This window comes from Streptomyces sp. UC4497, from assembly GCF_054871485.1.
In genome coordinates this window covers 396,563-409,827 of the sequence record NZ_JBTYHB010000001.1, presented here as the reverse complement: position 1 = coordinate 409,827, position 13,265 = coordinate 396,563, and the positions used below count along the sequence as shown (strand labels likewise).

The following is a 13,265-nucleotide window of genomic DNA, read 5'->3' as shown; positions in this document are numbered from 1 at the left end:
CGCTCAACTGAAGGGAACGGGACCACCCATGGACATCACCATCCTCGGCGGCGGACACGGATGCTTCGCCGCGGCGGCGGAACTCGCGGAGAACGGCCACACCGTGCGCTGGTGGCGGCGGGACACCACGGCCCTGGACGCGCTGCGCGCGCTCGGCGCCCTCGGTGTCCGCGACCATCGCGGCAGCAGGAACGTACCGGTGAGCGACACGGCACGCGCCGGGGCCATCCATCCCGTCGCGGACCTCGCGGAGGCCGTACGCGGCGCGGCACTCGTGGTCGTACCGCTGCCGGCCACCGTGCACGAGGACCTGGCGGCCCGGGTGGCACCGCTGCTCCAGGACGGCCAGGTGGTGTTCCTGCCGCCGGGCACCTTCGGCACGCTGCTCTTCGCCCAGGCGATGGCCGAAGCGGGCAACACGGCGGACGTCGCGTTCGCCGAGACCGGCACGCTGCCCTACCTGGCGCGTACGCACGGACCGTCCGAGGTGGTGGTGAGCGGGTACGCGACGCGACTGCCCACCGGCGTCTTCCCGGCCCGCTCCTCCGACGCCGCGTTCCGCGTGCTGCGGGAGGTCTACCCCTCCGTCGAGCCGGTCGAGGACAGCCTCAGCGGCGCGCTCATGAATGCGGGCCCGGTGATCCATCCCCCGCTCATCCTCATGAACGCCGGTCCGCTGGAGCACAGTTCGTCCTGGGACATCCACAACGAAGGGACCCAGCCGTCGATCCGCCGGGTCACCGACGCCCTCGACGCCGAACGGATCGCGGTCCGCGAGGCGCTCGGGTACGCCGCCCCGCACTTCCCGCTCGCCGACCACTACGCGGCGGACGGCGACGAGTGGATGTACGGCCGCGCGGCCCACGAACGGCTCACGGACAGCGGCGACTGGCGGGAGAAGATCGACCTGCTCGGCCACCGGTACATGCTGGAGGACACCGGCCTCGGCCTGTCGTTCCTGGTGTCGGTGGGGCGCTGGGCAGGTGTCCAAACACCTCTCGTGCAGGGCCTGTTGAGCATCGCGTCCGCCGTCACCGGCAAGGACCTGTACGCCGAAGGCCGCACGCTGGAGTCCCTCGGCCTGGCCCGGCTCTCCCGTCCCGAACTGACCAAACTGCTTCACGAAGGGCTGCCCGCGTGACGGACACGGAACACACCGAAGCGACGCAGCACATCGACGTGGTGGTGGTCGGTGTCGGACGCATGGGGCAGGGCATCGCGCGCGCCTTCTTGGCTGCGGGGATGGACGTCACCCTCGCGGACGTCAAGGAGACGGACGAGGACCGGGCGCCGTACCGGAAGGCGGCCGAGCAGCAGGTCCTGGAACGCCTGCGAGCCGACGCCGACTCCGACCGGGCACCCCAACTCGTCGTCTGCGACCGCGAGTCAGCAGTGGCCCAACTCGCGGACGCGGACGTGGTGTTCGAAGCCGTGCCCGAGGTCATCGACGTCAAGCGCGACATCCTCTCCTGGGTCGACGCGCACTTGGCGGACGACGCGGTCATCGCCTCGACCACGTCGACCTTCCTCGTCACCGAGATCGCTGACCTGGTCGACGACCCGAGCCGCGTCCTGAACGCCCACTGGCTGAACCCCGCCGACCTCATGCCCCTCGTCGAGGTCAGCCGCAGCGACCGTACCGACCCCGCGCAGGTGGAGCGGATGACCGGGCTGCTCCGGCGGATCGGCAAGATACCGGTCGTGTGCGGACCCGCGGCCGGCTACATCGTGCCCCGGCTCCAGGCCCTCGTCATGAACGAGGCCGCCCGCATGGTCGAGGAGGGCGTCGCGACCGCCACCGACATCGACCTCGCCGTACGCGCCGGCCTCGGAACGCGCTTCTCCGTCCTGGGCCCGCTGGAGTTCATCGACTGGGGCGGCGGGGACATCCTCTACTACGCCTCCCGCTACCTCACCGCCCAGCTCGGCGACCGGTTCCGCGCGCCGGCCGTGGTCGAGGACAACATGGCGACCCACCGCCGCGGCCTCCAGGACCACACCGGCTTCTACGAGTACGACCCCGAGAACATCGCCGCGTACCAGGCGGGCCGCATGCGGGAGTTCGAGGCGCTGCTGAGGCTGCGCGGACCCGAACTCCGCGCGGAACCCGTGCTGTCGGAGCGGCCGGTGCCACCTCCGGACAGCGACCGGTGAGGAACGGCAGGGGAGGGGGCGATAGATTGGTGTCCCATGGAACTTTGGGGAGCACGCCTCTACGGGAACCCTTGCCGGGACTGCGAGTTCGACTGGTCGTTGACGCCACGCGAAGCGATCGCGCAGGTCGGGGACGTGCCTGCGCGGTACGTGGCACTGGTGGAGGGACGCCGGGGCGATGAACGGCATCCGGAGCTGGCCTGGAATGTCGCGGCGTACGTCAGCCACGTCACCGACAACCTGCGCAACTGGGCCGAGCGTCTTGCCGGGGCGAGGCTGACCGGCACGCGTGAGGTCCCCGGCTATGACCAGGACCTTCTGGCGCAGGCCCGCTACTACAACGACGTTCCCCTCGCCGGTGCGTTGTGGTCGCTCCAGCGCGCGGCCGACGCCTGGGTGGACTCGGTGTCCGCTGCGCTGGCGGAGAACGTGGAGCTCGATCATGCCGACCGTGGGGTGCAGCGGGCCGAGGACGTGGCCCGCAACAATGCCCACGATGCGGCCCACCATGCATGGGACATCGGCCGGATCCTGGCCCACGTCGATCGCCGCATCGAGCGGTCAACTACGCGCTGAAGCAGGTGAGTTGGTCTCGTTCAGTCCGTGGGCGGCTTCGCCCGGCCCGGGACCTGGGGCGACCTCGCGGCCTCCGCCTCGGCCTTGGCGTTGTTCACCGCGGCGGCGGCCTGCTTGGCGACCTCGTCGGCCGCCGCGGCGGCGGTGTTCCTCGGGCCCGACTCGATCTCCGGGGTTCCGCTGTCGTCCGCGGTATCGGCGGTGGCGTCGTCGGAGGTGGCCTCTTCGGACTGCACGTTCTTGGGCAGCCCCATCGTCGAGTGGTCGGCGAAGGCGCTGGAGACCGAGCGGACCGCTTCCGTCAGCTCTCCCGGGATCACCCAGAACGTGTTGCCCTCGCTCTTCGCCAGGTGCGGCAGCGTCTCGAGGTACTTATAGGCGAGGATCTTCGGGTCGGCGTTGTTGCGATGGACGGCCTGGAAGACGCGCTCCACGGCCTTGGCCTCGCCGTCCGCCCGCAGGATCATGGCCTGCTGCGTGCCCTGAGCCTCCAGGATGTCCTTCTGCTTCGTGCCCTCCGCGGTGAGGATCTTGGCCTGTCGTTCGCCCTCGGCGTGCAGGATGGCCGCGCGCTTGTCCCGCTCGGCCCGCATCTGCTTCTCCATCGCCTCCTTGATCGTGTTCGGCGGGTCGATGGCCTTGATCTCGACGCGGTTGACGCGGATGCCCCACTTGCCGGTGGCGTCGTCGAGGACGGTGCGCAGCCGGGTGTTGATCTCCTCGCGTGAGGTGAGCGTCTCCTCCAGGTCCATGCTGCCGATGACGTTGCGCAGCGTGGTCACGGTGAGCTGGTCGATCGCCTGCAGGTAGTCGGCCACCTCGTAGGCCGCCGACCTGGGGTCGGTGATCTGGTAGTAGAGGACGGTGTCGATGTTCACCACGAGGTTGTCCTCGGTGATGACCGGCCTGGGATCGGACGAATAGACCTGTTCGCGCACATCGAGCTTGGTGTTGACGCGGTCGGCCACCGGCAGCACGAGGTTCAGGCCGGGCTGCAGGGTGCGGCGGTACCGGCCGAACCGCTCGATGTTGTAGCGGCGGGCCTGCGGGACGATCCGCACGGAGGTCGCCACGAGAAAGATGACGACGATGGCCGCCACCAGAATCGGGATGACAATTGCGTCCACGCTTCCTCCGTTGCTGGATGGTCGGCCGTTCGGTTCAGGGCAGGAGGTCGCGGGGGTAGACGACCGCCGTCGCGCCTTGGATCTCCATGACGTCGACCAGCGCCCCTACGGGGATCACCTGGCTCTCGTCGAGGGTGCGGGCGGACCATTCCTCACCGGACAGCTTGATCAGGCCGCGGGTCGCGGTGACCTCCTGCATGACCTCGGCGCGCTTGCCGATCAAAGCATCGCTGCCGTCGCGGATGAGGGGTGACTGCGCCAGGTGGCGCAGCACGACAGGCCGTACGAGGACGAGGCCGGCGGCGGCCGTGACGCCGAGCGCCACGAGTTGGCCGAGCAGGCCGACGCCCACGCCGGCGACCACCGCCGCCACCAGGGCCGCGCCCGCGAACAGCCCGAAGACGAGAGTCAGCGTCAAGAACTCCGCGGCGCCGAGACCCGCGGCGGCAAGCAGCCAGACGTACCACGGCATGGCATCAGCCTCCCTCGGGCGACCTCTAGTCAAAGCTACCGCCTGGAACACCGGACAGAACAGACTTAACCGGCGCGGGTCTGGCGTGTGCGTGGGGCTCAGGCCGACTGTGCGGGGGCGCAGGCCTGGCTGAGGGTCAGGCCCTTGGTCTCGGGGGCCAGGCGGTGCGAGACGATGCCGCCGATCAGGCTGATGGCGGCCGCCAGGAGCATCGTGACGGAGGTGCCGAGGCTGTCGACGGAGAGCGGCAGGAGGAAGGTCCCGGCCGCGGCGCCGACGCGGGAGACGGCGGTGGCGAAGCCGACGCCCGCGCCGCGGATCTCCGTGGGGAACACCTCGCCCGGATACACCCCGGACAGCGCCGTGGACGCGGCGTTGACCAGGGAGAAGACGAGGAAGCAGACGAGGACCAGGGTGGCGGATGCGCCCGAGAAGAAGGCGACGACGACCAGGGCGACGGTGGAGATCCAGAACGGTGGAACGGCCAGCTTGCGCCGCCCGACGCGTTCGATGAGCAGCACGGAGACCATCGAGCCGATGACCACGAGACCGTTGATGGCCAGCGCGCCGGTCAGCCCGTCCTTGATGCCGAGGTGCTCCAGGACGGTCGGGGCGAAGGCACCGATCGCGAAGTACGGGGTGACGTTGCAGACCCAGAAGACGCTGACGAAGATCGTGGCCTTGCGGTACTCGGGGGAGAACAGTCGGCCGAAGCCTCCCTCGGTGCGCGGCGCCGGGGTGTGGAGGTCGCGCTGGTCCTCCTCTTCCAGGTACTCGCGGGCCAGGACGGTGGCCTCCTCGGTCCTGCCCTTGCTCATCAGCCAGCGCGGTGACTCGGGGGTGCCGAGGCGGAGCAGCAGGACGATGACCGTCGGGACGGTGCTGAGCCCCAGGATGATGGTCCAGCTCACGGACGTCGACGCGATCAGGGCGTACCCGGCCGCGTACGAGATGAGGTAGCCGACGTACCAGGCGACTTCTTGTACGGCGAGCAGCCGGCCACGCAGGCGGGCGGGTGCGAACTCCGCGAGCAGCGGCCAGCCGATGGAGTAGTCGGCGCCGATGGCCAGGCCCATGACGAGGCGGACCACGACGAGCTGCCACGGCTCGGTCACGAAGAACTGGGCCACGGAGCAGACCAGGAACAGGGCGAGGTCGATGGTGAACATCGATTTGCGGCCGAACCGGTCGGCCAGATAGCCGCCGACCGGGCCGCCGAGGAAGATGCCGAGCAGCGCGGCCGCGGCGATGAGTCCCTCGCCGGCGGACGACAGGCCCAGGTCCTTCGATATCGCCGGCATCACGACGCCCGTGCTGCCGAGGATGAACCCGTCGATGAACATGCCGCCCGCGATCACCACGCTCAGCTTGGTCAGGAAGCGGCGCCGCTTCGTCGACAGGGAGGGCGGCGGAAGGTCCGCCGCGGGGGCGGGTCGGGTACTGGTCTCGGTCACGGTGGGGGCCTCGTTCCGGGATCGTCAGTGCGGCGCCGTGCTGTGCCGGCGCGCTTTTGTGGGGTGGGTGGGGGGCGTGCCAACGGCCGCTGGCGCCCTGACATTGGGTGGGGCGGCAGCGGCCGCGGGGAGGAACCTTACGTCAGCCGGCTACGTGTTGTCGGGGCGGCCCCGCCGGGCCCGACAGTGCCGCCGACTGCCGCGGGGACAGGCCACGGATCTCAGGCGCTCATGCCCGGGGACGTGATGGTTTCGAGGGGTCGGGTCAGGGCCTGACAGCGTGTTCGGTGAACTCGCCACACGTACGGAACCCCAGCCTGCGGTACACGGGTTCGCCGTCGGCGGACGCCTGCAGGACCGCGATGCGGTGGCCCCGGTCGAGGGCCGTGTGGAGTGCGGCGAGGGTCATGGCGCCGCCGTAGCCGCGCCTGCGGTGGGCGGACAGGGTGCTGATGTTGTAGATCCCGGCGACCTCCGCGTGGTGGAACACCTCGGCCGAGCAGACTGGGCGCCCGTCCACGTAGCCGACCAGATAGCGGGCCTCGCAGTGCGGGTCGAGGGCCTGCGGTGCGGCCTGGGCGAAGAAGCGGCGGACCGTGTCGGCGGGCGGGGTCCAGTTCGCGGCGAGAACGGCGGCGTAGTCGGCGAGTTGCTCGGGCGTGGCCACTGCCTGGATGTCCAGACCAGGCGCGTCGGGCGTCGGCAGTGTGTCGTCCAGCTCGGCCCACATCGCGGTCTCGCGTTCGGACGCGGGCAGGCCGGCCGCCGTCAGGCGGGCGCTGAGGTCCGGTGGCGTGGAGGCGGGACCGACCCACCAGGAGAACGGGCGCCCGGTGCGGGCCAGCGTCCGCTGCGTCTCGGCGATACGTGCAGCCGAGGTGCCGTCGGTGAAGCGGGCCGCGGCGACGATGCTGAAGGTGTCGTCGTCCAGCCCACTGTCGGCAATCAGGAGGTCATCGGAGTCTAGGACGGTCGCACCGCCCATGCCGCGATGCAGATGGCAGGCGTGCTCCGCCAGGTTCCGCTCCATCCTGTCCGTCAGATCCGGGTCGCTGAGGAAATGATCGTTCACGACGGCTGATCCCATCAGGGTCGGGCGCCGGTTGCACGCGAATTCGCGGCCCCCGGGTGACGCGCGGCTTCGCGCTGCCTACCGGCGTTGCTCGTCGCCCGGTTCCAACGCCGGTGCGGAGACGCCGAGATGGGACCGGCACTGCGGGCGGGGCGCGTCCTCCAGGCGCGGGCGCACCGCGCGGGGCCGGATGAACAGGGCCGCCGTGGCGGCGCCCAGGGCGAACAGCAGGGCGCAGCCGATCGCGGCCCGGTGGAACGACGTGTCCACGGCCTCGGGCCGCGTGTACGCATCTCCCGACAGGCCGACGGCCAGCGGCAGCGCGGCGACCACCAGCAGCTGTGCGACCCGCGCCGCGGTGTTGTTGACGCCGCTGGCGAGGCCGGCGTGCTCCGGTTCCACCGACGCGAGCACCGTCGTCGTCAGCGGGGCCACGAAGAGGCTCATGCCGAGCCCGAGGACGGCGACCGCGGGCAGCACGTCGGCCGCGTACGGCGACCCCGGACCGACCCGCAACATGAGCAGCGCCCCGACCGCGGCGACGACGGGGCCCACGACCAATGGCGGCGTCGGCCCCACCCGGCGCGCCAGATCACCGGCCCTGGGCGACAGCAGCAGCATCAGCGCGGTCACCGGCAACGTCGCCACCCCCGCCTCCAACGCGTCGTATCCCAGGGCGACTTGAAGCTGGACGGGCAGCATGAACAGGATGCCGCCGATCCCCGCGTAGAGGCACAGCGTCATCCCGTTCGCGGCGCTGAACAGGCGCGAGCGGAACAGTGACGGCGGCAGCATCGGTGCGGCCCGCCGCCGCTCCACGGCCACGAAGGCGACCCCCGCGGCGACACCGACGAGCGCGGCAAGCCCGGCTCCCACGGAGAACGCACCGCCCGACGACCCGATCAGCGCGTAACTCACCCCGGCCAGACACACCGCCGCGAGCACGGCGCCGACCTGGTCGAACGGAGCGTCCGTGGCCGCGGCGTCCCGGCTCTCGGGGACGTGACGCACGGCGATGACCAGCACGACGACGGCGATCGGCACATTGATGAGGAAGATCCACCGCCACCCGGGCCCATCGATCAGCCACCCGCCGAGGAACGGCCCGAGCGCCCCCGCGACGCCGGTGAGCCCCGACCAGGCGCCCACCGCGCGGGCCTGGTCGTCGGGATGGAACACCGACCGCACCAGCGCCAGCGATCCGGGGGTCAGCAACGCCCCGCCGACCCCCTGAAGTGCCCGCGCCGCGATCAACGTGCCCTCGTTCGGGGCGAGTCCGCAGGCCGCGGAGGCGACCGCGAACCACGCCACACCCAGGACGAGCGCCCGCCGTCGTCCGATCCGGTCGCCCATCGCGCCGCCCCACAGGAGCAGCGCGGACAGCGTCAGCATGTAGGCGTTGACGACCCATTGCAGCGCGGACAGGGAGGCGTCGAGGTCGCGTCCCATGGTCGGGAGGGCGACGTTGACGACCGTACCGTCGAGCATGGCCATCCCGGAGGCCAGCACGACACACGTGAGGATCCACCGCCCGCGCGCCGACGAGAGTCGGATGCCGGGGGCGGCGTCGGGGGTGGGACCGGCCGTCGCTGTCATCGCGCACATTGTCGCGGAGCTCCCGCGCGTACGCACCTGTCGGGACGGATCCGGGCGCGGGTCGCCTCCCCGGGCGAGGGGAGGGGCCCGCTGTTAGCTTTGTCCTGAATTACGGCATCCGTATCCGCTGGGAACACGGGAACACGGGAACACGGGAACAGGAGCGTGACGGACCCCATGGCCAGAACCCGTCGACTGATCCTGAGCTCACCTTCCGAGGTCTGGGCGCTGCTCTCGGACGGGTACCGCTACGGGGAGTGGGTGACGGGGACCCGGCAGGTGCTCGACGTCGATCCCGCCTGGCCGGATGTGGGCGCCGCGCTCAAGGTGCGGGTCGGTTTCGGCCCGCTGACCCTCGACGACACCAGCACGGTCCGGATCTGCGAGCCGGAGCAGCGTCTCGAACTCGAGGCGAAGGCCGACCCGTTCGGAGCCGCCCGCATCGCGATGAACCTCATCCCGTGGGCCGAGCACACCCTCTTCGTCCTCGACTGGCACCCGCTCCGGGGGCCGGGCACGCGGATGCACGGGCTCCCGGTGGACTACCTGGTGGCGGTCCGCAACGGGATGATGCTGACGAAGCTGGCGCGGATCGCGGTGGAGGAACACGCGAACGCGACGCCGCACGTCTTCTAGTTCTAGGGCGACCCTCAGGCGGTCGCTCTGGCGCCGGTGTCCGTGTCGGCGTCGGTCGCGGGGCGGCTGGCTTCCCAGGCGGCCTCGACCATCCGGAAGATCTCGTCGAGCGCGGAGTCCGGCTCGGCCGCCTCTCGGGCCAGCGCGAACGCGTCGATCACGAATCTCGCGATCGTGCGGCAGGCCGTGGCGGTGTGCGGCAGGTCGGGATCGGCGGCGATGGCCGCGGCCAGCGACTCCGCGTGGCGCAGCCGCATCGACTCCTCGTACTTCCGCAGGGCCGGCGAGGACTCGATCATCTGCCAGATCGGGACGGAGCTGTCCGCCGTGCAGTGTCGGACCAGGGCCTCGATCTCGCGGCGCAGTGCGGGGATGAGCGGCTCGTGCGGCGCCCGGTCGCTGACTGCCCGCGTCAGGCGCTGCTCGAAGTCCTGGTCCTGCTCGAACACCAGGGCCTCTTTCGAGGCGAAGTGGGAGAAGACCGTGGTCACGGCCACGTCGGCCTCGGCGGCCACGTCGCGGATGCCCACCGCGTCGTACCCGCGATCCAGGAAGAGCCGCAGGGCGGTCTCGGCGATCTTCTGGCGGGTCGCGGCCTTCTTGCGCTCGCGACGTCCGGACGGCGGCTCGGTCATGCCCGAACGCTAGCAGATGCAAAACAACAACAGTTCTAAAAACCTAACCGTCGTGAAACACTAACGGTTAGTGCTACGTTCGGCCGCATGAAGAAAGTGAGCTTCGCCGAGTTCGGCGGCCCTGATGTGCTGCAACTGATCGATGCCGAGGAGCCTCATGCGGGCCCCGGCCGGATACGCATCGCCGTGCGCGCGGCAGGTGTGAACCCCGTCGACTGGAGGATCCGCGAAGGGCAGGTGCTGGGGGCCCATCCGACTGAACTGCCCTCCGGGGTCGGCCTTGACGCCGCAGGGGTGGTGGACGAGGTCGGCGAAGGCGTCGAAGGAGTCGAGGTCGGGGACCGCGTGTTCGGCGAAGGCGTCGACACCTACGCCGAGTTCGCCGTGCTGTCGGCCTGGGCCCGCATGCCTGAGGGGCTGACGTTCGAAGAGGCCGCGGGTTACCCGTCCGTGGTGGAGACCGCGCTGCGCCTCATCCGCGAGGTCGGTGTCCGGCCGGGCCAGACGCTGCTCGTCAGCGGCGCATCCGGGGGAGTGGGCTCCGCGGTGCTGCAGATCGCCCGCGACCTCGGCATCAAGGTGATCGGCACGGCAGGGGCCGCGAACCAGGACTACCTGCGCGACCTGGGCGCCCACGCCACGACGTACGGCGAGGGCTGGGTCGAGCGGGTGCGGAGGCTCGGCCGGGTCGACGCGGCGCTCGACCTGGCCGGCTCGGGCGTGATCCGCGAACTCGTCGAACTGACGGGGGACCCGCGGAAGGTGATCTCCATCGCCGACCTGGGTGCGCCGGAGTTCGGGGTCCGGTTCTCGGGCGCGGCCGGGAGTGTGCCGGAGGCGCTCGCCGAGGCCGTGGACCTCATCTCGCGGGGGATGCTGCACATCCCGGTCGAGAAGTCGTACACGCTGGGCGAGGCCGCGGCGGCACACGTCGACAGCCAGGCAGGTCACACGCGCGGGCGCAGGGTCCTGATCGTCTGAGCGACTCCCGCTCCGCTGGTGCTCCGGTACTGGTCAGGTAGTGCTCCGGTACTGATCAGTACCGGAGCACTGAAGACAGCCCCCCACTGCTGCTAGTGCTGCTGCGGCTTCTGCGGGCTCGCCTCGCTGGGGCGTACGACCACGAACCCCTCGCCCTCCAGCATGAGTTGCACCGCTTCCCCGGACCCGCCGCGGATCATCGAGCCGAGCGACTGCGAACGGTGCAGTGAGGTATGCAGACCGGCGGTCCACCCGACGACCGCGTCCGTGTCCACGTACACGGGCTGCTGCGGCGAGACCGGCAGCACCAGCGGATTGCCCTCGCAGACGAGCCCGAGCCGGCCGTGCCCGCTGAAGACGCTGTTGAACAGTCCGCCGCCGCTGATCCCGGCGCCCTTCACCGTCTTGATCTCGTACGTCAACGTGGGGTCGAAGCAGAGCACGTTGCGGCCGTTGACGGTGAACACGTCGCCGGGCTCGATGTCCACGACGAACACGTTCTGCGCCTCTTGCGCGAACCAGGCCTCGCCCTGCCCGCGCACCTTCATCACCGGAAGCCCCTCCCCGGTGACGGCGCGCTTCAGCATGCCGCCGACGCCCTGCCCCTTCCGCTCGAACGTCAGATTCCCCCGGTAGGCGACCATCGCCCCCTGCCGAGCCAGCATTTCGCCGTCGATCACATACCGGATCGACTTGGCGTTCTGAACGGTCATGCCCGGCGCGACGGCGGGCTGCACCATGTACTCGCTCGCAAAAAGATCACCCTTCATGCGGGCATCGTGGCCCGGAGGGGGACGTTCCTACAAGGTGCGGGTGAGGACCGGCGAACGACGAAGCCCCCTCCGCCGTCGCGGCGGAGGGGGCCTCGTTTTGCGTCACTACTTGTTGACGCAGGCATTCCCGAAGGCCGGGTTGAGCAGGCCGACGACATCGAGGGAGTTGCCACAGGCGTTGACCGGGATGTGAACCGGGACCTGAGCCACGTTGCCGGAGATGACGCCCGGCGAGTTCTGCGCCACACCAAACGGGTCGGTGTCGGCGGCGGCGATGCCAGCTGTCCCGAGGACGGCAACGCCGGCCGCAGCTGCCGTGAGACCCAGCTTGATCATGGGCTTCATGAAGACTCCTTGAGGTGAGACGAAGACGTGACGGATACGCATCCCGTCACCACTCAGGCACTCATAGTTTTCACCGTCGCGCCTCTCGGGATGGGCCGCAGGTGGCACCCCGCACTGTCAGTGGGGCCGCTTAGCATGACGCCACGACGGCCGCCGGAGTTGGCGGCCTGTACGGGGAGGGGTCCTGGTGCACAGGCCGGTCACGGGCGAGGTTCATGTTTCGTACGGGCAGATCTACGTGGTCAGCGATCACGATGATCAACCGGATCTGGACGAGACCTTCGCCGGACAGACATCGGGACTGTGCGGTGCGGCGGTTCCGGGCTTTCTGTGGCTGGTCACCGGGCTGCACACCGGGGATGTGGGCTTCACCGTAGAAGTCCACGACAGTGCTCCCGCTGTCGACCCGGTGTGGGAAGACATCGTGGAGGTGTCCTTCCGGCCCCTCTCCGGCGACACCTGCTTGCAGCAGTGGGCCGGGGAGCGGGCCTGGTCGCTCGGACTCGAGGAGACCGACTACCGGGTGCGCTACAGCGGGCGCGGGATGGACCGTGGGCATGAGCTGGACACGCGCGTGGAGGGAGACGCGGCCGACCACTACCTCCTCCAGTTCTGGCCCGCGCCGCCGCAACCCGACCGCATCGTGCGGCAGACGTCGCGGATCGCGGCATACTGGCACGGCGTGGCCCGGGAGACACCCGCCGAGGGGGCCGAAGGGGAGGGTGTGTAACCAGCCGTCAGCGTGCGTCGGCACTCGGGTTCGCGGAGCGTGATTCACTTCAGGCCATGCCGCTGCCGCTCCTGTTGCTGGACCTGGACAACACTCTGGTCGACCGTGACGCGGCCTTCCGTGCCGGCGTCGTGGACTTCCTCGCCGAGTACGGCTTGGCCGTCGACGATGTCGCATGGGTGATGGATCTGGATGGCGGTGGCTACGCGGCGCGTGAGGGGGTCGCCGCGGCGATGGTCGAGCGATACGGCGATGTGGTGCCCGGCGCGGCCGTTCGTGCGCTGCTCGACGGGGGCGGCGCGGATCGGGTTCTCCTGGCGGAAGACACCCGCGAGGCGTTGGTCAAAGCGCGGGCGGGTGGCTGGAGTTGTGGCATCGTCACCAATGGTCGTACCGCGCAGCAGGTGAAGAAGATTCGGGCCAGTGGGCTCGACCGGCTGGTGCAGGGGTGGGCCGTTTCTGAGGCCGTTGGCTGTAAGAAGCCGGATCCGGGGATCTTTCGGGCGGCTGCCGCTGCCGTCGGCGTTCCCCTCGAAGGGGCGTGGGTCGTCGGTGATTCGGCCCATGCCGACATCGCGGGCGCCCACGCGCTCGGGCTGCGGAGCGTATGGGTCTCGGGTGGGCGGGCCTGGGGCGCGGAGGGCTACCGGCCCACCCATGTAGCCGTCGACGTCGCGGCAGCGATCCATCACGTCATGCGGTCCGCCTGAACGC

15 protein-coding genes are annotated in these 13,265 nt (G+C 70.3%); 7 read left to right on the top strand and 8 right to left on the bottom strand.

All coding sequences use genetic code 11. The annotated features are described in order from the left end of the window. Positions 1-28: 28 nt before the first annotated feature. Genes ACYSUO_RS01800 through ACYSUO_RS01790 form a run of 3 tightly spaced genes read left to right on the top strand, consistent with a single transcriptional unit; the run spans position 29 to position 2,730 of the window. The gene (locus ACYSUO_RS01800; protein ID WP_461774183.1) at positions 29-1,141 is read left to right on the top strand and encodes an NAD/NADP-dependent octopine/nopaline dehydrogenase family protein; all 1,113 of its coding nucleotides are present in this window, start codon (positions 29-31) and stop codon (positions 1,139-1,141) included. Continuing rightward, positions 1,138-2,154: a 3-hydroxyacyl-CoA dehydrogenase NAD-binding domain-containing protein gene (locus ACYSUO_RS01795; protein ID WP_461774182.1), complete on the top strand. Its 1,017-nt coding sequence runs from the start codon at positions 1,138-1,140 to the stop codon at positions 2,152-2,154. The genes ACYSUO_RS01800 and ACYSUO_RS01795 overlap by 4 nt, the downstream gene beginning before the upstream one ends. Before the next feature lie 36 nt (positions 2,155-2,190). Beyond that, positions 2,191-2,730 (top strand): hypothetical protein, encoded by a 540-nt coding sequence (locus ACYSUO_RS01790; RefSeq protein WP_461774181.1) that lies wholly within the window; start codon positions 2,191-2,193, stop codon positions 2,728-2,730. A gap of 20 nt (positions 2,731-2,750) precedes the next feature. On the opposite strand, the gene ACYSUO_RS01785 is transcribed toward ACYSUO_RS01790, so the two are convergent. From ACYSUO_RS01785 to ACYSUO_RS01765, 5 genes are all read right to left on the bottom strand, one after another. Further along, complete coding sequence (locus tag ACYSUO_RS01785) at positions 2,751-3,857, bottom strand: SPFH domain-containing protein (protein WP_461774180.1); 1,107 nt, start codon at positions 3,855-3,857, stop codon at positions 2,751-2,753. 34 nt (positions 3,858-3,891) lie between these two features. Next, positions 3,892-4,329 carry an NfeD family protein gene (locus ACYSUO_RS01780; RefSeq protein ID WP_461774179.1) on the bottom strand — a complete coding sequence of 146 codons (438 nt, stop codon included), beginning with the start codon at positions 4,327-4,329 and terminating at the stop codon, positions 3,892-3,894. Positions 4,330-4,427: 98 nt separating this feature from the next. Next, a complete protein-coding gene (locus ACYSUO_RS01775; RefSeq protein WP_461774178.1) occupies positions 4,428-5,783 on the bottom strand; it encodes an MFS transporter in 1,356 nt (451 codons plus the stop codon). Positions 5,784-6,048: 265 nt separating this feature from the next. Continuing rightward, complete coding sequence (locus tag ACYSUO_RS01770; RefSeq protein WP_461774368.1) at positions 6,049-6,813, bottom strand: GNAT family N-acetyltransferase; 765 nt, start codon at positions 6,811-6,813, stop codon at positions 6,049-6,051. A 120-nt stretch (positions 6,814-6,933) separates the two neighbouring features. After that, entirely contained in the window at positions 6,934-8,451 is a 1,518-nt protein-coding gene (locus tag ACYSUO_RS01765) for an MFS transporter (RefSeq protein WP_461774177.1), read from the bottom strand. Between the two features lie 177 nt (positions 8,452-8,628). Between ACYSUO_RS01765 and ACYSUO_RS01760 the strand changes: the two genes are divergently transcribed. Next, positions 8,629-9,087 (top strand): SRPBCC family protein, encoded by a 459-nt coding sequence (locus tag ACYSUO_RS01760; protein WP_461774176.1) that lies wholly within the window; start codon positions 8,629-8,631, stop codon positions 9,085-9,087. A 14-nt stretch (positions 9,088-9,101) separates the two neighbouring features. Here ACYSUO_RS01760 and ACYSUO_RS01755 read toward each other — a convergent pair whose 3' ends face one another. After that, entirely contained in the window at positions 9,102-9,722 is a 621-nt protein-coding gene (locus ACYSUO_RS01755; RefSeq protein WP_461774175.1) for a TetR/AcrR family transcriptional regulator, read from the bottom strand. An 87-nt stretch (positions 9,723-9,809) separates the two neighbouring features. Here ACYSUO_RS01755 and ACYSUO_RS01750 point away from each other — a divergent pair, with 87 nt between their 5' ends. Further along, the gene (locus tag ACYSUO_RS01750) at positions 9,810-10,703 is read left to right on the top strand and encodes an NADP-dependent oxidoreductase (protein ID WP_461774174.1); all 894 of its coding nucleotides are present in this window, start codon (positions 9,810-9,812) and stop codon (positions 10,701-10,703) included. A 92-nt stretch (positions 10,704-10,795) separates the two neighbouring features. Here ACYSUO_RS01750 and ACYSUO_RS01745 read toward each other — a convergent pair whose 3' ends face one another. Together ACYSUO_RS01745 and ACYSUO_RS01740 are read right to left on the bottom strand one after the other, a co-directional pair. Then, the gene (locus ACYSUO_RS01745) at positions 10,796-11,473 is read right to left on the bottom strand and encodes an AIM24 family protein (protein WP_461774173.1); all 678 of its coding nucleotides are present in this window, start codon (positions 11,471-11,473) and stop codon (positions 10,796-10,798) included. Positions 11,474-11,581: 108 nt separating this feature from the next. After that, positions 11,582-11,821 (bottom strand): chaplin, encoded by a 240-nt coding sequence (locus ACYSUO_RS01740; protein ID WP_461774172.1) that lies wholly within the window; start codon positions 11,819-11,821, stop codon positions 11,582-11,584. A gap of 187 nt (positions 11,822-12,008) precedes the next feature. On the opposite strand from ACYSUO_RS01740, the gene ACYSUO_RS01735 reads away from it, so the two are divergent. Both ACYSUO_RS01735 and ACYSUO_RS01730 read left to right on the top strand, forming a co-directional pair. Next, a complete protein-coding gene (locus ACYSUO_RS01735; protein ID WP_461774171.1) occupies positions 12,009-12,551 on the top strand; it encodes a hypothetical protein in 543 nt (180 codons plus the stop codon). A 56-nt stretch (positions 12,552-12,607) separates the two neighbouring features. Beyond that, positions 12,608-13,261, top strand: coding sequence for an HAD family hydrolase (locus tag ACYSUO_RS01730; RefSeq protein ID WP_461774170.1), 654 nt, complete (start codon positions 12,608-12,610; stop codon positions 13,259-13,261). The last annotated feature ends 4 nt before the right edge of the window (positions 13,262-13,265 follow it).